The organism is Actinomadura barringtoniae, assembly GCF_017573505.1.
Taxonomy (GTDB): Bacteria; Actinomycetota; Actinomycetes; order Streptosporangiales; family Streptosporangiaceae; genus Spirillospora; species Spirillospora barringtoniae.
In genome coordinates this window covers 524,129-545,393 of the sequence record NZ_JAGEOJ010000005.1, presented here as the reverse complement: position 1 = coordinate 545,393, position 21,265 = coordinate 524,129, and the positions used below count along the sequence as shown (strand labels likewise).

The 21,265-nt window shown below is 70.3% G+C and carries 16 protein-coding genes; 7 read left to right on the top strand and 9 right to left on the bottom strand.

The features are described from left to right. Window positions 1–114: 114 nt before the first annotated feature. From J4573_RS15275 to J4573_RS15260, 4 genes are all read right to left on the bottom strand, one after another. A complete protein-coding gene (locus tag J4573_RS15275) occupies window positions 115–3,648 on the bottom strand; it encodes a bifunctional glycosyltransferase/CDP-glycerol:glycerophosphate glycerophosphotransferase (protein WP_208256091.1) in 3,534 nt (1,177 codons plus the stop codon). A gap of 119 nt (window positions 3,649–3,767) precedes the next feature. After that, complete coding sequence (locus tag J4573_RS15270) at window positions 3,768–4,994, bottom strand: acyltransferase family protein (RefSeq protein ID WP_208256090.1); 1,227 nt, start codon at window positions 4,992–4,994, stop codon at window positions 3,768–3,770. Between the two features lie 22 nt (window positions 4,995–5,016). Continuing rightward, window positions 5,017–6,435, bottom strand: a complete 1,419-nt coding sequence (locus tag J4573_RS15265; RefSeq protein WP_208256089.1) for an LCP family protein — start codon at window positions 6,433–6,435, stop codon at window positions 5,017–5,019. 56 nt (window positions 6,436–6,491) lie between these two features. Next, entirely contained in the window at window positions 6,492–7,325 is an 834-nt protein-coding gene (locus tag J4573_RS15260; RefSeq protein ID WP_208256088.1) for a TIGR03089 family protein, read from the bottom strand. A 98-nt stretch (window positions 7,326–7,423) separates the two neighbouring features. On the opposite strand from J4573_RS15260, the gene J4573_RS15255 reads away from it, so the two are divergent. From J4573_RS15255 to J4573_RS15245, 3 genes are read left to right on the top strand one after another with little or no spacing between them, the layout of a single operon-like run. Continuing rightward, entirely contained in the window at window positions 7,424–9,478 is a 2,055-nt protein-coding gene (locus J4573_RS15255; protein WP_208256087.1) for a hypothetical protein, read from the top strand. Window positions 9,479–9,498: 20 nt separating this feature from the next. Next, window positions 9,499–10,410 (top strand): glycosyltransferase family 2 protein, encoded by a 912-nt coding sequence (locus J4573_RS15250; RefSeq protein ID WP_208256086.1) that lies wholly within the window; start codon window positions 9,499–9,501, stop codon window positions 10,408–10,410. Beyond that, a complete protein-coding gene (locus tag J4573_RS15245; RefSeq protein WP_208256085.1) occupies window positions 10,407–11,498 on the top strand; it encodes a glycosyltransferase family 4 protein in 1,092 nt (363 codons plus the stop codon). Before J4573_RS15250 ends, J4573_RS15245 begins: the two co-directional genes overlap by 4 nt. A gap of 4 nt (window positions 11,499–11,502) precedes the next feature. Here the strand turns inward: J4573_RS15245 and trxA are convergent, their stop codons facing one another. Both trxA and J4573_RS15235 read right to left on the bottom strand, forming a co-directional pair. Then, window positions 11,503–11,829, bottom strand: a complete 327-nt coding sequence (trxA, locus tag J4573_RS15240; protein WP_208256084.1) for a thioredoxin — start codon at window positions 11,827–11,829, stop codon at window positions 11,503–11,505. A 3-nt stretch (window positions 11,830–11,832) separates the two neighbouring features. Continuing rightward, window positions 11,833–12,822 carry a lysylphosphatidylglycerol synthase transmembrane domain-containing protein gene (locus tag J4573_RS15235; protein WP_307796643.1) on the bottom strand — a complete coding sequence of 330 codons (990 nt, stop codon included), beginning with the start codon at window positions 12,820–12,822 and terminating at the stop codon, window positions 11,833–11,835. 79 nt (window positions 12,823–12,901) lie between these two features. On the opposite strand from J4573_RS15235, the gene J4573_RS15230 reads away from it, so the two are divergent. The 4 genes from J4573_RS15230 to J4573_RS15215 all read left to right on the top strand — a co-directional run bounded on the left by J4573_RS15230 (window position 12,902) and on the right by J4573_RS15215 (window position 16,335). After that, entirely contained in the window at window positions 12,902–13,609 is a 708-nt protein-coding gene (locus tag J4573_RS15230) for a class I SAM-dependent methyltransferase (RefSeq protein ID WP_208256083.1), read from the top strand. A gap of 124 nt (window positions 13,610–13,733) precedes the next feature. Further along, the gene (locus tag J4573_RS15225) at window positions 13,734–14,876 is read left to right on the top strand and encodes a glycosyltransferase family 4 protein (protein WP_307796642.1); all 1,143 of its coding nucleotides are present in this window, start codon (window positions 13,734–13,736) and stop codon (window positions 14,874–14,876) included. Between the two features lie 51 nt (window positions 14,877–14,927). Then, window positions 14,928–15,995, top strand: coding sequence for a mannose-1-phosphate guanylyltransferase (gene manB, locus J4573_RS15220; RefSeq protein WP_208256082.1), 1,068 nt, complete (start codon window positions 14,928–14,930; stop codon window positions 15,993–15,995). 67 nt (window positions 15,996–16,062) lie between these two features. After that, a complete protein-coding gene (locus J4573_RS15215) occupies window positions 16,063–16,335 on the top strand; it encodes a hypothetical protein (RefSeq protein ID WP_208256081.1) in 273 nt (90 codons plus the stop codon). Between the two features lie 65 nt (window positions 16,336–16,400). Here the strand turns inward: J4573_RS15215 and J4573_RS15210 are convergent, their stop codons facing one another. The 3 genes from J4573_RS15210 to J4573_RS15200 form a co-directional block, all read right to left on the bottom strand. After that, complete coding sequence (locus tag J4573_RS15210; RefSeq protein ID WP_208256080.1) at window positions 16,401–18,965, bottom strand: bifunctional FO biosynthesis protein CofGH; 2,565 nt, start codon at window positions 18,963–18,965, stop codon at window positions 16,401–16,403. 118 nt (window positions 18,966–19,083) lie between these two features. After that, window positions 19,084–20,055 carry a LysR family transcriptional regulator gene (locus tag J4573_RS15205; protein ID WP_208256079.1) on the bottom strand — a complete coding sequence of 324 codons (972 nt, stop codon included), beginning with the start codon at window positions 20,053–20,055 and terminating at the stop codon, window positions 19,084–19,086. Between the two features lie 273 nt (window positions 20,056–20,328). After that, window positions 20,329–21,225, bottom strand: a complete 897-nt coding sequence (locus J4573_RS15200; RefSeq protein WP_243772972.1) for a DNA-3-methyladenine glycosylase family protein — start codon at window positions 21,223–21,225, stop codon at window positions 20,329–20,331. Between the last annotated feature and the right edge of the window lie 40 nt (window positions 21,226–21,265).

Below are 21,265 nucleotides of genomic sequence, written 5' to 3'. Positions count from 1 at the left end.
GCCTCGGCCCCGCCGGAAAGGTCGGGGTCGGCAATCGATGTTATCCGCTGTCCAGATGCGGTCTTCCTGATTGTCGCCGAGTCGTGACTCGGGAGATCGTTCGTGAACGAATGATCAGGCGTCGCGCAGCATCCGGTCGACCGCCCTGGCGGCCGCGTGGCCGTCGTCCCAGGCGCAGAACTTCTCCCGGAACGCCTGGTAGCGGGCCTCGTAGCCCGGCGCGGCGCTCTCGGCGTCGCGAATGGCCTCGATCAGCTCCTGTGACGTATGACACAGCGGCCCCGGGGCCTCGGCTTCGAAATCGAAGTAAAAGCCGCGCAGCTGGTCGCGATAGCGCTCGAGGTCATAGGTAAAGAACAGTTGGGGCCGCCCCGTCACCGCATAGTCGAACATGACCGACGAGTAGTCGGTGATCATGACGTCGGCGATCAGGTAGAGCTCGGCGATGTCGGGGTAGCGGCTGACGTCGATGGTGAACTCGCCGTCGGCGCCCTCGATGCCGCCGCCCAGGTTGAAATGGCCGCGCACCAGCAGCACGTGATCGTCGCCGAGCGCCTGCCTGGCGGCGTCCAGGTCGAGCTGGAGCTCCATCCGGTAGCCGCCCGCCCGGGCCTGGTCGTCGCGCCAGGTCGGCGCGTACAGCACGACGCGCTTGCCCTCGGGGATGCCGAGCAGCGTCCGGACCCGGGTGGCGCGGGCCGCGTCGGGCCGCGCCAGCAGGTCGTTGCGCGGGTAGCCGGACTCCAGCATCTCGCCGTCGTACCGGAACGCGCGCCGCATGATCGGCGTGCTGAACGGGTTGGGGGACACCAGCGCGTCCCACTGGGCGGCGTCCGCGCTGAAGCGCCGCAGGTAGTCCTGGGCGTTCTTGAACGCGGGCCGCTCGATGTCGTAGCCGATCCGCTTCAGCGGGGTGCCGTGCCAGGTCTGCAGGTAGAACTGGCCCTCGCGCTTCTGGAGCCACTCGGGCATCGGGTCGTTGCCGACCAGGAACTTGGCCTGGGCGAGCGTCCTGAAGTGCTCGCGGCTGCCGTAGACGACGGTGCGTACGCCCTCGGGCGGCTGGAACTGGCCGTCCTTGGTGACCCAGACGTACTCCAGGTCGGGCAGCCGCCGGGCCATCTCCTCGTAGATCGCCCGCGGGCTGTCGGAGTACTGGCGGCCGCGGAAGCTCTCGAACATGGCCATGTCGCGCAGCGGCTCGGCCAGGTAGGCGGGGTAGTCCCGCTCGGCGATCCGCTTGAGGCCGTAGACGCCGCGTTCCTCGTCGTCCAGCGCGGGCCGCGACTCCAGCCGCAGCGCGTCGCCCTGGTAGGTCTGCAGGATGAACTCGGTGAGCCCGACGCGGTGCGGCGGGTGGATGTCGGCGACCGACGCGCGCGACATCGACACCGCGATGTCGCCGTCGGCCATCGGCGCGAAGAAGCCCCAGTGCCCGGTCGCCAGCGGCAGCTCCTCGCCGAACAGCGGGATGCGGGTCGGCGCGAGCTCGGCCCGCCACATGCCGTCATCGCCCCAGGTGAGCGGCACCGGGTGGGCGTCGCCGCCGGTGCGTAGCCGGACGATCAGATGGTCGGGACGGTCGCCGGCCGCGAGCTCGCCGGTGAGGATCAGGCGGCCGTCGCCGGTCCACTCGGTGGCGGTGACCACGCAGCGGCGCGGCCGCTCCAGGATGCGCAGGTTGCCGAACTTGGTCCGGGTGACGACGATCTCGTCGGTGCCGAGCGAGTGGCGCACCTCGACGTCGTCGCCGACCGACAGTCGCACCGGCTTCTTCTGGCCCGTCAGCTGGACCGAGGCGTCCCAGTCCAGGCCCTCGGTGACCCAGGTGTGCATGGTCGCGGCGGTGTCGGCGGCGTGCGAGACCAGCACGTCGATCGGCACGCGAGCGGAGAACGCGCCCTTGCCGTTCAGCGTCAGCGGCAGCCGGGCCTCGGCCATGCCCTGCCGGCGGGCCAGCACCAGCTCGCCCGAGGCGGCCTCGGCGTCGCCGATCCGGCCGGACAGCACCAGCAGCGGGCCCTCGACGTGCGCGTGCGTCAGGTGCGCGTTCAGCTGCTTGACCTGGACGGTGAAGCGGTCGCCCGCCGCGGTCACCGGGCGGATCACCACACCGGGCGCGGCCTCGCGGCCGCCCGCCCACTGGATGTCGGCGCGGCGCGGGCCGCGCAGCGGCGCCTCGCGCTTCAGCCCGCCGGGCGCGATGACCTCGGCGTGCAGCTCCCAGTTGGCCGAACGGAGCGCCTGCAGGATGCGGTACTTGGAGGCGCGCAGCACCCGGTAGCGGCTGACCCGCAGCACCGCCGGGTCGATCTCGACCTGGAACCCGGCCCAGTCGTAGTCGGCGGCGGCGCGCCGCGAGTCGGCCGACACGTCCGGCCGGTGCACGCGGGTGACCGGCAGCTCGACCTCGGTGCCGCGGCTCGCGTGCCGCAGCCAGACCCGCAGCCCGCAGGCCTCGGGGTCGGTGCTCGGGTCGGTCATCGGGATGCGCGTGATGTAGGCGTGCCCGGCGATCCGCAGCTTGCCGTCCTGCCACCAGGCGGTGTCGGCGCGGCCCTGCATGGTCAGCTCGGCGGTGACGTCGTACAGGCGGTCGGGGACCTGGTGCCGCGGGTCGCGGAAGAACGGGTACTCGCCGTACCAGCGGTCGCCCTGACGGACCACGCCCGCCGTGAAGATCCGGGCCTGCTGGTAGTTGATGACCTCCAGCAGCTCCTCGATCATCCCGTTCTGGATCAGGAAGTACTTGAGCCGCTTCAGCGCGGTGAGCTCGGCCAGCATCGCCTCGTCGGCCTCGGCGACGACGTCGTTCACCAGCGTGCGCAGGCGCTCGCGGTACTCGGGGCCGCCGTCGCCCGCCACGTCGATGTAGAGCGGGAGCTCGCCGGACAGCACATTGGTGAGCTGCGCCCGCCACAGCGCCGGGGAACGGCCCTTGAGGAACGCGGTGACGGTCTGGGTGGTGCGCACCCGGTCCTCGAGGTTGCCCGGCTCGGTCCGCCGCTGCGTGATCGACTGGGACTCGCCCTCGCGCTCGCGCCAGTAGTAGACGACGTCGTTCAGCACGTCCACCGAGGAGGCCAGGAAGTGCGCCGGCATCGTCACCGGCGCGTCCTCGTACAGCCCGGGCGGGAACTCGAACGAGTTGGCCTCGAAGAACTCCCGGCGGAAGACCTTGTTCCACGCGGTGCGGTCGCCCAGCAGGTCGGGCCGCTTGGTGATGTGGGTCCTCTTGTCGGTGACCCGGAAGATCTCGGTGTGCATCGGGGAGTTGCGCGGGCCGGCCGAGGTGAGCCGCCGGACGCCGCCGCAGACCAGGTCCGAGCCCGTCTCCTTCAGCGTCCCCACCATCAGCTCATAGGCGTAGCGGGGGACGATGTCATCGGAGTCCAGGAACGCGATGTAGGTGCCCTTGGCATGCTTCGCGCCGGTGTTGCGGGCCGGTCCGAGGCCCTGGTTCTGCTGCTGGACGAGGTGGAACCGCTCGTCCCGCTGGGTGAACTCCTTGGCGATCGCGGTGCTGCCGTCGGGCGACCCGTCGTCGACCATGATGACCTCGATGTCGCGCAGCGTCTGTTGCTGCACCGACTCCAGACAGGCCTCCAGGTACTCCTCGACGTTGTAGAACGGCACAACGACGGTCAACAGCGGGGACACGATCCTCCAGAAAGCATCCGCCCGGTTCAGGCGTTCGGTGATGGCCCCGCACCGAGCGGCGGCCCGGGGGACTGCGCTTAATGAGAAGCGCGACGGCTCCTCAGAGACTATCTGACCTGACCCGACCGGATCGGGCCGTTATCGATGATCTTCGTACCCTCCGGGGTGATCTTCGTACCCTCCGTGGCCGTTGCCCGGCTCGTCCCCGGCTTCCGCAATGGGGTGAACGCCCAGGTCATCTTCGGCTCCAGGGCCCAGCTCATGCAGCGCACGACCGGCCGGGTGCACAGCAGCGTCCCGACGATGACCGCGCCGACCATGACGATGAGGACGCCCGGAATGGTGTTCATCCAGGCCGCGTCCCACCAGTCGGTGAACTGGAGCAGCCGGGTCACGAACCCGTGCAGCAGGTAGGCGTAGAGCGTGGTCGCGCCCAGCCCGGTGAACCAGGTGCGGCGCCTGGGCACCAGCGTCAGGAACGCCGCCACCAGCGTGATCGCGCAGGCGAACATCGCCAGCCGCATCGCCGTTCCGGTCACGTTGTTGACGCCCAGGCCGTGGTGGGAGTTCTTCCAGTAGACCCAGTCGGTGTTCATGTGGCCCTTGGCCATGAACGCGACCGCCGCCCCGCAGAGCAGGACCACGATGCCCACGTACCGCGCCGCGGGCTGCTTCAGCACCTCGAAGTGCTCGGGTTTCAGCATCAGGCCCAGCACGTAGAACGGCAGCAGCCCGATCACCCGGTGCAGGTCGAAGGTCGGGCCGAGGTCGCTCATGTACGACAGCAGCGAGAAGCCGAGCGCCACCGCGACCGGCCAGCGGATCTGCTGCCAGACCGGCGTGGACAGCCGCCACAGGAACAGCGCCAGCAGGAACCAGGTCAGGAAGTAGGGGTCGAGCAGGCTGATCTCGAGCTTGTTGCGCCCGGCCAGCCAGTCGTAGATCGAGTAGGCGAACTCGAACACCACGTACGGCACGCCCACGTTGGTGATGAGCTTGCGCGCCTTGCCCGGGGAGAACGACCAGTTCCGCGAGAAGTAGCCGGTGATCACGATGAACAGCGGCATGTGGAACATGTAGATGAACAGGTACAGGCCCGCCGCCATCGGCACGCTCTGCAGGTTGGCCAGCGAGTGCCCGATCACCACCAGCAGGATCGCCAGGTACTTGGCGTTGTCGAAGAACGGATCCCGCGGCTTGCGCTTGGGCGCCGGTTCCGGTGCCGCCGTCTCCGCGGCTTCTGGAGCCGCAGGTTCCCCGGGCGCCGGGGCTGCGGCGTCCTGATGGGGCGAGGGCTGGGGCACTGAGGCCGTGGGCCTGCTGGTGTAGGTCATACGCGGTTCCCAGGGGGAGGGGTCAGGCTCCCTTGCAGATGTCGTCGGTCGCCTTGATCTCGCCCTCCTGGGTCGGGATCCCGGCCTTGGCGCTCTTGAGGCTGGTCCAGTCCTTGCCGACCACGAGGTCGACCACGCCCGCGCTGGCCCCGCTGGTGCGGGGGGCGGGCTTCGGGCCGCTCGGGATCAGCTTGGCCAGGAACCCGGCCTGCTGGTCGGCGCCGGTGCCGTAGAGCACCTTGGTCGTCGCGGTGGTGCTCATGTTGCCGGTCTCCATGACCTGGATGCCCTGCGCCTTGAGCGCGTCGGCCACCCGGCCCGCCTGGCCGCCGATGCCGCTGGCGTTGTAGACGCGGACCTTGACCTGGCTCGCGGTGACCTTGCTGCCGCCCTTGGCGGGAGCGGCCACGGCCTTGTCGTTGCGGATGGCGGAGAAGAAGGCCTGGGCCTCGGGCTTCAGGGCGACCCGGTTGATGTCCTGCGGGTCGGGGCCCGAGGGGACGGTGACGAAGCGCAGCTTGCCCGAGGTCATGCCCTGCATGCCCTGGGCGATCTTCATCATCTGGGAGACGGTGAGGTCGTTGTCGACGGTCAGCGACTTGCTGACGGCCTGCAGTAGGCCGAGGAGCTTGCCGGGGTTGGTCAGCACGCCGGCGCTCATGGCCTTGTTGGCGAGCGAGCCCATGAACTTCTGCTGGCGCTTGATCCGGTCGGTGTCGGAGCCGTCACCGAGGCCGTGCCGGGCCCGCACGTACGCCAGGGCCGTCTCGCCCGACACCACGTGCTTGCCCTTGCTGAGGTGGAGCTTGGAGTCCTTGTCGTTGACGTCCTTGGTCAGGCAGACCGGCACGCCGTTGATGGCGGAGGTGATCTTCTTGAACCCGTTGAAGTCGACCTGCATGAAGTGATCGACGTGGATGTTGGACATCTTCTCGATCGTCTTGATCACGCAGGACGCGCCGCCGAGGGTGAACGCCGAGTTGATCTGCCCGCGGCTCGTCGCGGTCGTCGTGCCGCCGCTCTGGGTCTTGCACGACGGGATCGGGATCATCAGGTCACGCGGGAAGCTGATGCCCATCGCCTGGCCGCCGCCCGGCGACAGGTGCAGCAGGATCATCGTGTCCGAGCGCGGCGGCTCGTTCTTCATGGCCCGGCCGTACTTGGCGTTGGATCCCGCGCGGGTGTCGGACCCGAGCAGCAGGATGTTCATCGCGTTGTTCAGCTTCTTGGGCCGGTTCGGCCCGACCAGGGAGTTGGTGTCCTCGTGGCCCATGTTGCCGAGCGTCTGGCGGTAGACGCCGTACGCGGCCAGGCTGCACGCCACCATCACGACCGACAGGCCGATCGACACCCAGCCGAGGATGCGCCAGCCGCGCCGACGGGACGCCGGATCCGGGTCGGCGTCGTCGACGTACTCCATGTACATGGGGTTGCTGTTCATCGGCTCCGGGTGGGGGCAGGCCCGTTCTCGAGGGGGTCGGGAAAACAGAGACTAGGTCAGGCAAGCCGGCGGACGGACCCGGATTCGTCATTCCATCCGGACACACCGCCCACCGCGGTCACATGCTCCAGGCTCACTCGTCGATCTAGGGAGTCTTTGTCAAAGTTTCGTTGGATTATGACGGAAGCTCCCGAGGCTAGTGGTGCAAGCAGGCCAGTCAGCAACCCGCCGAGTGTGGTGTACGACATGTCAACCAGCACTCTGTCCTGCGCGTCCAACCCCCATTTCTCGGCGGCCACAGTGGCCTCACGGACGAGCTCGGCCGCACTGAATGTGGTGTTTGTCACAGTAAGGGCGGGCGACTCGGACGTCACTCCCGTATCTGGGACGAACCTGTCTCCGTAGGCACGTACCTCCACCGCATAGTCGGTGACCCCCGCCGGGGCGGACGACAGCGGCCCGCCGAGCGCGTGGAGGGACAGCCCGACGACCTCATCGGCCTCCGGGTCGTTCGCCAGATCCTCGAGCGCCTCTTCGGCGGCCGCCAGGATGTAGGGACCCGACGCGGAGACCGGTTCGCCCGGGACGAACGGCCCGGCGGGATCGACCGGCTCGACGACGAGCCCGGCCGCCCAGGAGGCCATCAGCCACACCGCGGTCTGCCAGTGTGGCGGCAGCGCCGGCACCACCCGGTCGCCGGGCGCCGCCCCCAGGCCGTCCACGAGCAGGTTGGCGGTCTTGGCCACCCAGTTGTCGAACGTCTTGGCCGACAGCTCGACCCGCTCGCCGGTCCGGTCGTCATAGAAGGTGACCAGAGGCCGCGACGGGTCGCTCTCGACCCGGCGGCGCAGCAGAACGGCGGGTGTGACATCGGACGACGGTTCAGCCATGGGGCGAAGCCTAGAGCCCGCGCGTACGGGGCGCCGGGCGGAAGCCGGGCGTCAAGCCCGCTACGCTCCGCATCGATGGTTGACCATGGAGGCGAAGGATGAGTGCGAGCCGAGTGCTCGCCAGGATCACCGTGGCCCCGGCGCTGCTCGTCGTCGCCTGGCTCATGGTGTCCCTGCCGCTCCTGCTGGCCGGGCTGTTCCGCCCCGGGCCGGCCATCGCGCTGTTCCTGCCCGCGGCCGCCATCGTTCTCTGGCTGGGCCTGCGGGACCGGCCGCGCGGCCCTGACGAGCCCGCGCCCGAACGCCTCGGGCCGGTGCCGTGGTGGGTGACCGGGTCGGTCCTGGCGATCACGATCGCGTTCCTGGTCCTGCAGATCGTCATGTGCTCCGAGCAGGTCATCGTCCGCCGCGACCCGGCCTCGTACGTGCAGTTCGCGACCTGGCTGAACGACCACGGCTCGCTGCCGATCCCGCAGATGCGCTGGGCGTTCGGCGGCGGGGACCGGGCGCTCGGGTACGCCAGCCCCGCGTTCTACGAGCAGGGCACCTCGATCGTGCCGCAGTTCATGGCGGGCCTGCCGATGATTCTGGCCCTCGGCGGCTGGATCGGCGGGACGTACGCCCTGCTCGCCATGGCGCCGGTCCTGGGCGCGTGCGCCGTCCTGTCGTTCGCCGGGCTCACCGCCCGCATGGTGGGGCCGCGCTGGGCTCCGGCCGGCGCGCTCTTCCTCGCGCTGACCCTGCCCATGCTGTGGGTGTCGCGCTCGACGCTGAGCGAGCTGCCCGCGCTCGTCCTGCTGCTGGGCGGGCTGGCGCTGATGTACGACGTGCGTGCCGAAGCCCGCGAGGGCCTGCCGCAGTCCGCGCGGGCCAAGGCGTTCCTGGGCGGGATGGCGCTCGGCCTCATCGTGCTGGTCCGGATCGACGGGCTGCGCGACGTCCTGCCGGTGGTGGTGATCGCCGGGCTGCTGGTCGCGCGCCGCCGCATGACCGGCACGCCGCTGGCGATGGGGCTGGCGTTCGGCGTCGGCGCCGGCCTGATCGAGGGCTTCGTGCTGTCGCGGCCCTACCTGAAGTACCTGCACGCCTCGTTCGATCCGCTGCTGGCGATGACCGTGCTGCTGGTCGCCGCCACCGCCGCCCTGGTCGGCGCGCTGCGCTGGAAGGTCACCGGGCCGAGGCTGCGGCGGATCGGCGCCTGGGTGTCGAACGGGCGGCTGCCCGGGCTCGCGGCCGTCCTGACCGTGCTGGTGATGATCGGCTTCGCGGTCCGGCCGTACTTCCAGACCGTGCGGCGCGTCCCCGACAACCCCGACGACCAGCTGAACGCCCAGTTCATCGAGTCCATCCAGCGGATCGAGCACCTGACCGTCGACGGCACCCGGCAGTACTCCGAGCTCTCGCTCTACTGGGTGATCTGGTACATCGGCGTGCCCGCGCTGCTGCTGGCGACGTTCGGCGCGGCGCTGCTGGTCCGGCGGCTGCTGCGGCGCCAGTCCCCGGAATGGCTGCTGCCGTACGCGGTCTTCGCGTTCACGACCGTCGCCGTGCTGTGGCGGCCCGGCATCACCCCCGACCACCCGTGGGCCACCCGGCGGCTCATCGGCGTCGTCATACCGGGGCTCCTGCTCTTCGCGGTGTGGGCGCTCGCGTGGGTTTTCCGGCGAATGCGACGACTCGGGTACGGCAAGCGCGTCACCGGCGCGGCGGCCGTCCTCGGCGTGGCGGTGCTCGTCGTGCCGATCGCCGTCGCCTCGGCCGGGTTCATGGTCTCCAAGTCCGACCAGGGCGAGGTCGCCGCCGTCCGGTCGATGTGCGACCGGCTCGGCCCCGGGCGGTCGATCGTGATCGTGGACCGTCCCACCGCCGACCGGTTCCTGCAGGTCGTGCGCAGCATGTGCGGCCTCCCGGCGGCCCGTACGGTCGAGACGGCCAAGCCGCAGGACGTCCAGCGGGTGATCGGCAAGATCTACGCGGCGGGCCGGCGGCCGGTCATTCTCGGCGCCGAACCGCAGCAGGTCTCGCCCTACGGACCGCCCGCCCAGGTGATCGCTCTGCGCACCCGGCAGGACCCGCGAACGCTGCTCAAGGCCCCCTCCGGAACCTGGACGTTCAACCTCAACGTGTGGATGTCCGAGCCCGCTCACCCGTAAGCCGGGTATCCTCGCGCTGCGTGAGTACCGAGCCCCACGAGCCGCCCGTGCACGTGACGATCGTCCTGCCCTGTTACAACGAGCAGGATCACGTCATCGACGAGGTCGAACGCATCTGCAAGGCGATGGACGACAGCGGCAAACCCTATGAGCTGCTCGCCGTCGACGACTGCTCGACCGACGCCACGCTGGCCCGCCTCGAGGAGGCCGCACCGCAGTTCCCGAACATGCGGATCATGGCGTTCCACCACAACAGCGGCTCGGGAACGGTCCGCAGGATCGGCACCCAGCAGGCCCGCGGCGAGATCGTCGTGTGGACCGACGCCGACATGACCTATCCGAACGACCGCATCCCCGATCTGGTCGACATCCTGGACACCGACCCCACGGTCGACCAGGTCGTCGGCGCGCGGACCAGCGAGGAGGGCACGCACAAGCTGCTGCGGGTGCCCGCCAAGTGGTTCATCCGCAAGGTCGCCGAGCGGTTGACCAACTCCAAGATCCCGGACCTGAACTCCGGGCTGCGCGCGTTCCGCCGCGAGGTGTCGCTGCCCTACCTTCGGCTGCTGCCGCCCGGGTTCTCCTGCGTCACCACGATCACGATCGCGTTCCTGTCGAACCAGCACGACGTGCGGTACGTGCCGATCGACTACTTCAAGCGGGCGGGCAAGTCCAAGTTCCACTTCACCAAGGACGCCTACCGCTACATCCTGCAGGTGCTGCGGATGGTCATGTACTTCAACCCGCTCAAGGTGCTGATGCCGCCCGCGCTGTGGCTGATCGTCATCGGCCTGGCCAAGGGCGTGTTCGACATGGTGTGGCACTTCGGCTACTTCGCCAACAACACCATCATGATCTTCGTGACCGGACTGATCATCGCGAGTTTGGCGCTGCTGGCCGACCTGATCGTCCGCTCGCGCGGTGACACATGAGGATCGCCGTCGTCGGGCCCGCGTTCCCCTACAAGGGCGGCGGAGCCCACCACACCACCGAGCTGGCGCACCGGCTGAGCGCGGCGGGCCACGACGTGGTGATCGAGTCGTGGCGCGCGCAGTACCCGTCGTTCCTCTACCCGGGGCAGCAGACGATCTCCGAGCCGGAGGGCGAGCCGTTCCCGGCGACGCGGCACGACCTGGACTGGCGGCGCCCCGACGGCTGGTGGCGCACCGGGCGGTCACTGCGGTCGTACGACCTGATCGTGCTGGCCGTGCTGAGCCCCGTTCAGGTGCCGTCCTACCTGGGGATTCTCGCCGGGATCGGGCGGGGGACGCCGGTGGTGGCGCTGTGCCACAACGTCCTTCCGCACGAGGCCAAGCCGTACGACCGGCCGCTGATGAAGCGGCTGCTGCGGCGCGTGAACGGGGTCCTCGTGCACTCCGAGCCGCAGGCCGAGATCGCGCGGACGCTGACCTCCAAGCCGGTGCGGGTGGCCGAGATGCCCGCGCACCTGCCGACCTCGGAGATCGCGACGCCGCACGAGGCGACCACGCGACGGCTGCTGTTCTTCGGGATCGTGCGGCCCTACAAGGGGCTGGACGTCCTGCTGCGGGCGCTGGCGGCCGGGCCGCCGGACGTCTCGCTGACGGTCGCGGGGGAGTTCTGGGGCGGTCTGGACGACACGCAGAAGCTGATCTCCGAGCTGGGGATCGCCGAACGCGTCGAGATCCATCCCGGCTACGTGCCGGCGGCGGATGTGCCGGGGCTCTTCGCGGGGGCGGACGCTCTCGTGCTGCCCTACCGGTCGGCGACGGCCTCGCAGAACGTCTGGATGGCGTACGAGCACGGCATCCCGGTGATCGCGACGCGGGTCGGCGGCTTCGCCGCGCAGATCCGCGACGGCGTGGACGGGCTGATCTGCGAGCCGGACGACGTCGGCTCGCTCACGGACGCGCTGAAGCGGTTCTACGCGCCCGGCGAGCCCGAGAAGCTGCGTGAAGGGGTCGCCCCCGTCGATCACGAGCCCCTCTGGGCCGCCTACGTGGAGACGCTGACCGAGGCCGTCGGCAGGCCGGTCGCTTGAGCCGTCAGCCGAGGTGCGGCTCGATGACCTTGAGCAGCGCGCGCTTCGGCTTGGCGCCGACGATCTGCTCGACGACCTCGCCGTTCTTGTAGAGGTTCAGGGTGGGCAGGCCCATGACGCCCTGCGCGGCCGGGATCGACGGGTAGTCGTCGGCGTTCAGCTTGGCGATCACGATCTTGCCGTCGTACTCCTGCGCGATCTCCTCGAGGATCGGGGCGATCATCTTGCAGGGCCCGCACCATTCCGCCCAGAAGTCCACCAGGACCGGGACGTCGCTCTTCAGCACCTGCTCTTCGTAGGTGGCGTCGGTAATGGTGATAGGGGATGCCACGGATCACTCCTTAGTCGGCTGCGTACCCGTGACAAGCGTCTCGGGTTCGCGTTCATTCCCCGCCTCGAAGGCGTCCTTCGGTGCCTTGGGCGGCCGTCCGCCGATGAGGACGGCGATCCCCGCGTTCGCCAGATCGGCCAGCGTGAGCAGCACCCGGGAGACCAGCGCGACCACGATCGGGGCGCCGGCGGGCATCGCGGGGGTGAGCACCAGCACCATGGCCGCCTCGCGGGCGCCGATGCCGCCGGGCGCGATGAAGACCAGGAACCCGGCCACGAACGCCAGCGCGTAGGCCCCCATCGCCAGGAACGGCAGGCCCTTGCCCTCGCCGCCGGCCGCCGCGCACAGCATCCACATGTGCAGGCCGAAGAAGAACCAGCCGACCACGGCCCAGACCACGCCGCGCACGGTCTCGGCCAGGCTCACCGGGTGCTCCAGCGGCGGGCGCCGGGCCAGCTTGAGCAGCAGGTTCAGGCCCCAGGTGACGATCCTGGGGTGCAGGCAGGCCAGCACGACCGGGGCCAGCAGGAACAGCCACCAGTAGCGTTCCCTGGCCGCCTCGGAGACCAGCGGCAGCGTGACCGCCGCCACGGCCAGCCCGGTCGCCTGCGACGCGGCCACCGCCAGCAGCGTGGAGCCGAAGCTGCGCGCCCGCGGCACGTCGTGCTCCTTGGCCATCTCCATCTGCGTGACGACCGCCCACACCTTGCCAGGCACGTACTTGCCGAGCTGGGAGATGGAGGAGATCCGGTACATCGCCTTGAGCGGCAGGGGGGAGCCGAGCCCGGCAAGGAAGACCCGCCAGCTCAGCATCCAGGCGAACAGGCCCGCCATTCCCGTCACGAACGCGCCGAGCAGGGTCCATGCCGACATCTGCTCGAACGCCCGCACGGTCGCGTCCCACTGGTCGACAAGGCTGTAGGCGCAGAACGCCAGTGCCAGCACGACCAGCAGGATGCGCAGCGCACGCATCACCAGGGCCTTCGAAATCACCCGCCCAGGGTAGGCCAGCGCGCCCCGCGCTCGGAGCTTTCGCCATTTCCACGGCGCGGGGGTCCTAGAGTTGGCCCCGATGAATCTCTCGGATGTGGTCGCCTTCATGGGGCACCAGGTGCACGTGTGCCGGTACCGCGAGGCCGGGACGCTGCTCGGCTGGATGGGCCGGGATCTGCGCGGCAAGCGGGTCCTGGACGTGGCGGGCGGCGACGGCTACTGGGCCGGGCAGGCCCGCAAGCGCGGCGCCGAAGCGGTCTCCATCGACCTGGCGCGCAAGAAGATGCTGTACGGGCAGGGCCTGGCCCACCCGCCGGCGCTGGTCGAGTGCGACGCGCTGCGGCTGCCGTTCGCGGACGGCTCGTTCGACTCGATCCTGTCGGTGTGCGCGATCGAGCACTTCGACGACGGCGGCGAGTCGCTGGACGAGATGGCGCGGGTGCTGAAGCCGGGCGGCGAGATCTTCATGTCCGCCGACGTGCTGAGCCGCGCCGACACGTGGCCGAAGCTGCGCGACACGCACAAGAGCAAGTACCACGTGCAGCACACCTACACCCACGAGACGCTCGGCAAGCTCATGAACGAGCGCGGGCTGGACCTGGTGCGGCACTCCTACCAGTTCCGCACGGCCGCCGCCGAACGCCTCTACCTGTCGCTGTCCACGTACGGCGGCAAGATCGGCTTCAACGCGGCGGCGCCGCTCACGCCCCTGGTCGCGCTCGGTGACCGGCGCGCTCCGAACGAGCGCGGCAGCATCGTGTTGATCCGGGCTCGCAAGCGGGTCTGACTTCCACCCGGGGCCGTGTTTCGCCCCCGTGGCTTCGCCCCACCGCTCCCGAGATCGGCGTAGGCTCGGACTGGTGGGGAGTGATCCCCATCACTTCGCGCTCACCGGGACATAAGGGGGCACCGTGGCGCCTCGGATCCTTGTCGACGCCACTGCCGTACCCGCCGATCGTGGGGCGCTGTGCCGCTACATCGACGGGTTGCTGGCCGCTCTGCACGCGCAGGGCGCGGATCTCGCGGTCGCGTGCCAGCGCGCCGACGAGGAACGGTACGGACTGATCGCGCCGGGGGCGCGGATCGTCGCCGGGCCGGCGGCGCTGTCGCACCGCGCCTCGCGGCTGGCGTGGGAACAGACCGGCCTGCCGTACGTCGCGCAGCAGGTCGGGGCGGACGTCATCCATCTGCCCGCCTACATCCTGCCGATGCGGGCCGGGCTGCCGACGGTCGTGACGATCCACGACGTGACCGTGTTCGGCGAGGCCGAGGGGCACGACCCGATCCGGTCCACCTACATCAAGTCCGCGACCCGTACCGCGGCGCGCCGGGCGACCCGGCTGATCGCGCCGTCCAGGGCCACCAGGGACGAGCTGGTGTCGCTGCTGGACGCCGACCCCACCCACATCGACGTGGCCTACCACGGCGTCGACCACAAGATCTTCCATCGGCCGTCGGAGGTCGAGGTCAAGAAGGTGTCGGACCGGCTCGGCCTGCACGGCCGGCCCTACATCGCCTACCTCGGCGCGCTGGAGCCGCGCAAGAACGTTCCGAACCTGATCAGAGGCTGGGCGCGTGCGGTGTCGGACCATCCCGACCCGCCTGCACTGGTGCTGGCGGGGAGCGGCGGCTGGGACGACGAGGTGGACGCGGCACTGGCGACCGTTCCGTTGCAGCTCAAGGTGGTGCGCCCTGGCTACCTGCCCTGGTCGGCGCTGCCGGGCTTCTTCGGTGGCGCCCGCGTGGTCGCTCTCCCGAGCCGCGGCGAGGGCTTCGGCCTTCCCGTCCTTGAGGCCATGTCCTGCGGTGCTCCCGTGCTGACGACCCGCCGGGGCCCGCTGCCCGAGGTCGGCGGGGACGCGGTCGCCTACACCGAGCCCGACGCGTGGGGCATCTGCCGTGCCCTCAGCTCCCTGCTGTCGGACGACGCGCGCCGCCAGGACCTGGCCGAGGCCGCGTACGCCCGTTCCCAGCAGTTCAGCTGGGAGGCGTCCGCGCAAGCACACCTTGAATCTTTTGAGAGGGCCATCACGCAGTACGCGGCGTCCCACTAAGGTCCGTCCCCATTAGGCTCGCACGACCTGCCTGCACGAGGAAGGAAGCCGTTGGAAGCCATCCTGCTGGTCGGGGGACAGGGAACCCGGCTGCGACCGCTGACGATCTCGACCCCGAAGCCGCTGCTGCCGACCGCCGGCGTGGCCTTCCTCGCGCACCAGCTGGCCCGCGCCCACGCCGCGGGCGTGGACCGCATCGTGTTCGCCACCTCCTACCGCGCGGAGATGTTCGAGGCCGCCTTCGGCTCGCACGCGTACGGCGTCGACCTCGCCTACGTCAGCGAGAGGCGCCCGCTCGGCACGGCCGGCGCGATCCGCAACGCCGCCAAGGCGCTCACCTGCTCCTCCAACGAGCCCGTCCTCATCCTCAACGGCGACATCCTCTCCGGCCACGATGTGACCGCCCAGGTGTCGGTCCACGAGAAGGCGGGCGCCGCGGTCACCCTCCACCTCGTCGAGGTCGAGGACCCGTCCCGCTTCGGCTGCGTCCCGACCGACGCCGACGGCCGCGTCACCGCGTTCCTGGAGAAGACCAACCACCCGGTCACCGACCAGATCAACGCGGGCTGCTACGTCTTCCGCCGCGACGCGATCGACACCATCCCCGAGGACGAGGTCGTCTCCGTCGAACGCGAGACCTTCCCCGGCCTCATCTCCTCCGGCGCCGTCGTCATGGGCTACGTCGAGTCCGGGTACTGGCTCGACGTCGGCACCCCCCAGGCCTTCGTCCGCGGCTCCTGCGACCTGGTGCTCGGCCGGATCGCCTCCGCCGCCATGCCCGGCGACCCCGGCGAGCGCCTCATCCTGGACGGCGCCGTCGTCTCCCCGCGCGCCGTCGTCCGCGACGGCACCACCGTCGGCCGCGGAGCCGAGATCGAGGCCGGCGCCACCGTGCTCGGCAGCGTCCTCCAGGACGGCGCCTTCGTCGCCGAAGGCGCCACCGTCCGCGACTCAGTAGTGGGCCGCGGCGCCCGCGTCGGCCCCGGCGCCACCCTCGACGGCGTCATCCTCGGCGACGGCGCCCTCGTAGGCCCCGGCAACGAACTCCGCGACGGCCTCCGCCTCTGGCCCGGCATAGCCCTCCCCCCCACCGCCGTCAGGTTTTCCACAGACGCGTGACAGTCCGAATTGCGTCGTTGACGTTCCGTAGTCTGATGGTCCCCCGAGAGAAAGGGTCCAGATGACCATGACCGACACGCCTCGCGTCGAGGACATCCGCCTGGGCGACCTGGCGACCAAGCAGGACCTCGTCAACCTCGCCACCAAAGACGACCTCGCCGCACTGCGCGAGGAGACTCGGCAGGAGTTCGCTGCGCTGCACGAAGTCTTCGCCACCAAGGAAGACATGAAGTCGGGCTTCAATCTCATGATGGGTGAGTTCGGCAAGCTACGAGCGACCCAGGAGGAGCAGGGCAGGATCCTGGCCAGGGTCGTGGCCCAGCTCGACCGCATGGCATAGGCCGGTTGTCCGCGCGGCGCCAGGGGCGTTACGGCGCCGCGCGGGCAGCGGGCTCACGCGTGTGGTCAGCTGCTGACCAGCGGGAGGCCCTTTCCGAAGTGGCCGACGCCGTCGGTGCGGCGGGCGGCTTGGACGCGTTCGGCGGACGGGCGGCCGTACTCGGTGGTGCGTTGGACGGCGGGGCGGCCGGCGGCGGCGGCGATGGCCTCCAGGGAGCTGATGGTCTTGAACGAGCCGTTCTCCGAGCCCGCCATCCGGCTGATGGTCTCCTCCATCAGGGTGCCGCCCAGGTCGTTGACGCCGCCCTGGAGGACGCGGGTCGCGATCTCGTCGCCGAGCTTCACCCAGGAGGTCTGGATGTTGGGGATCGCGCCGTGCAGCAGGATGCGGGCCAGCGCGTGGACGGCGATGTTCTCGCGGACCGTGGGCCCGGGGCGGGCCAGGCCGGCGAGGTAGATCGGCGAGTTGTGGTGCACGAACGGCAGCAGCACGAACTCGGTGAAGCCGCCGGTGCGCTCCTGGATCGAGCGCAGCAGCTTCAGGTGCGCGACCCAGTGCGACGGGGTGTCCACGTGGCCGTACATCATCGTCGAGGTGGTGCGGAGGCCGACCTCGTGCGCGGTCGTGACGACCTCGATCCACTGGTCGGTCGGGAGCTTGCCCTTGGTGAGCACCCACCGCACGTCGTCGTCGAGGATCTCGGCGGCGGTGCCGGGGAGCGAGTCGACGCCCGCGGCCTTGGCCTCCTGGAGCCACTCCCGTAGCGACATGTCGGTACGGGCGGTGCCGTTGATGACCTCCATCGGGCTGTAGGAGTGCAGGTGGATCTCCGGCGCGCGCTTCTTCACCTCGCGGGCGAGGTCGAAGTAGGCGGTGCCCGGCAGGTCGGGGTGGATGCCGCCCTGCATGCAGATCTCGGTGGCACCGGCCTCCCAGGCCTGGTCCACGCGGTCCCCGACTTGTTCCAGAGAGAGGGTGTAGGCGTCGGCGTCGGTGCGTCTCTGGGCGAACGCGCAGAACCGGCAGCCGGTGTAACAGACGTTGGTGAAGTTGATGTTGCGGGTGACGACGTAGGTCACGTCGTCGCCCACGGTCTCGCGGCGCAGGTCGTCGGCGATCCTGGTGAGCGCGTCGAGCTCGGGGCCGTCGGCGTGCAGGAGGGCCAGGGCCTCGTCGTCGGAGAGGCCGGCGGGGTCGGCCTCGGCGTGGGCGAGGGCGGCCTTGATGTCGGAGTCGAAGCGCTGCGGCGCGGACATGCGGTCGCGGAGCGCGTCCCAGTCGCCGTACACCGAGTCGAAGTCGTCGCGCCGGTCCGAGGTGCGGCCGGTGGTGTCGATCTCCACGTGCAGGTCGGTGCGGCCCGTTCCGCCGAACGCCTCGAACCCGCCGTCGGGCTCCTGCCAGGGCCGGCCCTCGGGGGTCTTGGCGTCGTCGGCGAGGCCGGTCGAACGCTCGGAGAGGGCGGTGATGTGGCCCATGATGCGCGGGTCGATCCACGGCTCGCCGCGCTTGACGTACTCGGGGTAGATCGGCAGCCGCTCGCGGAGCGTGAAGCCGAGCTCGGCGGTACGGGCGGTGAGGTCGTCGATCTGCGGCCACGGGCGCTCGGGGTTGACGTGGTCGATCGTGACCGGCGAGACGCCGCCCCAGTCGTCGATCCCGGCGCGCAGCATCAGCTCGAACTCGCCGCCGACCAGGTTGGGCGGAGCCTGGATGCGGGCCTTCGGGCCGAGCACCAGGCGGGCCACCGCGATGGTCGCGGCCAGTTCCTCGGGGAGCGCGTCGGGGGTGGCGCGCATCTTGGTGTCGGGCTTGGCGCGGAAGTTCTGGACGATGATCTCCTGGATCGCGCCGTACTCCCGCATGGTCTTGCGGATCGCGAAGATCGACTCGGCGCGTTCGGTGAGCGTCTCGCCGATGCCGATGAGGATGCCGGTGGTGAACGGGGTGTTGGTGCGGCCCGCGTCCTCCAGGACGCGCAGCCGCACGGCCGGGTCCTTGTCGGGGGAGCCGAAGTGCGCCCCGCCCTTCTCGCTGAAGAGCCGGGTCGCCGTAGTCTCCAGCATCATGCCCATGGAGGCCGACACGGGCTTGAGCCGCTGGAAGTCGCGCCAGTTCATGACGCCGGGGTTGAGGTGGGGGAGCAGCCCCGTCTCCTCCAGCACGCGGATGGCCATCGCGCGGACGTAGGAGATCGTGTCGTCGTAGCCGTGCGCGTCGAGCCAGTCGCGGGCGGCCTTCCAGCGGTCCTCGGGCTTGTCGCCGAGCGTGAAGAGGGCCTCCTTGCAGCCCATCTCCGCGCCCTTGCGGGCGATGTCCAGGACCTCGTCGGGGCTGAGGTAGGGCGACTCCAGCTTGTGCGGAACGGTGGCGAACGTGCAGTAGCCACAGCGGTCCCGGCACAAGCGGGTCAGCGGGATGAAGACGCCGCGGCTGTAGGTGATGACGCCGGGGCGTCCCACCGCCTCCAGCCCGGAGTCGCGCACGCGTGAGGCGTACGTCAGGAGGTCGCCCAGCTGCGCGCCGCGGGCGTGCAGCAGGGTGGTCGCCTCGGAGAGGTCGAGTGTCTTGCCGTCGCGTGCCCGGGCCAAGGCCCTGCGGAGCGCGGACTCCGTCACACCAGCGTCCATGAACGGCACTCTATGCCAAGCGTCATAGTTTCTGGAGCCCTGGGGTACCTCGAGGTGAAGAGGTTGTTAAGTCCAGCCGCCCGCAGGTCGAGCCTATTCCCGCCGGTCCGGTCCGCATCTAGCCCTGTGGATCGGCGCTCTCATCCTGAAGATCGCCGCGGATCAGGCTGGGACGCTGGGCGACCAGCTCGTCGGCGGTCGCCCGCACCACCCGCGCGACGGCGTGGACCGACGGGCGTTCCTCGGCGCCGACCCGAGTCCACAGCACCATCCGCCGCCACACCTGCGTCTCGGCCAGCGGGCGCGCGACGATGCCCGACTCGAACCGCGACAGCGCCAGGTCCGGTACGAGCGCGACCGCGCCGCCGTGCGCGATCACCGCGTTCAGCACCATGAGGTCGTTGGACCGATGCCGCACGTCCGGCCGGAACCCGGCGACGTCGACGCAGGTCCGCTCCAGCAGGTCGGAGTGGTTGGTGCCGATGTGCCCGGTCGCCCACGCGCAGTCGGCCAGGTCGGCGAGGTGAACGGGCTCCTCGGTCTTGGCCAGCCGGTGGCCTTCCGGGAGCGCGATCTGCATCCGTTCGGTGATGAGCGTCTCGGCGGTGAGCTCGGGGCGTACGGCGCGCGGCAGATGCGAGTACTCGTCGGTGATGACCAGGTCGATCTCCTGGAGGGCGAGCCCCTGCAGTACGCGGTGGAACTCCTCGTCGAGGAGGTCGACGCACAGGTCGGGGTACTCGGCCCTCAGCCTGGACAGCGCCGGAGCCAGCACGTGCAGGAGCGCGGTCTGGAAGCCGACGGCCTTGACCGTTCCGGCGACGCGTCCGCCCGCCGCCTTGGCGGACTCCTCGGCCCGCTGCGCCTGGAGGAGCAGGGACTCGGCCTGCTCGGCGAGGACCTCGCCCGCCTCGGTGAGCCGCAGCCTGCGGCCGACCCGTTCGACGAGCTTGACGTTGACGTCCTTCTGCAGCTGGGCGAGCTGCTGGGAGACCGCGGAAGGCGTGTAACCCAGGGCGTCCGCGACGGCGCTGACGGTCCCGCGCACCCTCAGCTCGCGAAGCACCCGCAACCGCCCCAGATCCAGCATAGTGAAGGGATTCTTACACATTCCCTCCAGAAATAGTCGCTGGACCTGAATGTTGGACCACGTCAAACTAAAGGCACACCGCGCGGGATAGTCCCGGACCCCGGCCAGGGTCCACTGCAATCACCACCGCAAAGGACAGTCCCATGTTGATCGTTCTCGCTCTCTTCGTCGCCCTCGCCGTCTTCGGCCCGATCTTCGGCGCCGACTCCCGTGACGGCCTCGACTGGGCCAAGAACAACTTCTGGCTGCGGCGAAGGGGCTCCTCGGCCTCTTTCAGAAGCCGCGGTAGTCACGCACGGGAAGGCGGGGGCCGCGTCGCGGCGGATGGGCGCCGGACAGTTCCAGCAGGCGTGTGACCCGGTACCGGTGCCCCGCGTACGGCGCCAGCAGCTCGAGCATCCCGTCGTCGTCGACCTTGCGGCCGGTGAGCGCCCAGCCCACGATCCCGGGCAGGTGGTAGTCGCCGACCGAGACGGCGTCGGGGTCGCCGAGCGCCCGCTGCCGGATCTCGGCCGCCGTCCACACCCCGATCCCGGGCAGCGAACGCAGCTTCCGCTCGCTCGGGTCGGCCTCCAGCCGCCCCGCCACCCGGGCCGCGCCGATGATGGTGCGGGCCCGCACCGCCTCCGCGCCCGAACGGTGCCACTCCCACGACGGGATCCTGGCCCACACCTCGGGCGGCGGGGGCACTCGCATGTCCGGGGCGCCCGGCGCCGGCTCGCCGAAGCGGCGTAGCAGGTAGCGCCACGCCCGCCAGGCCTCGACGCCGAGCACCTTCTGCTCCAGAACGGCCGGGACGAGCGCCTCGAACACCCGCCCGCTCCTGCTGAGGCGCAGGCCGGGTCGCTGCTCCATGGTGTCCTTGATGATCGCGTGCGTCGGCCGGAAGCCCTCGGTCGAGTCCGACGCCCCCAGCAGATCGGGAACGCCCTCCAGCAGCCACGCCGCCCCTGGGCCCCAGGCACGCGCCTCGATGACGCCGTCCGCCTCGTTCAGCCGCAGCGTCCCGGGCCCGTCGGGCGTGCAGGACGCCCGCCAGATCGTGCCGTCCCCGTCGAAGCGGAACGCGGGGTCGCCGCCGCCGCGCCGGTGCAGGCCCACGGTCAGCCGGACATCGAGCTCGTACGGCGGCCGCCACAAACGGCTCAGACCCTTCATCTCCCCGGACATCGCACCGCAAGTGTGCCACCCACTGGGCCGCACAAATGCG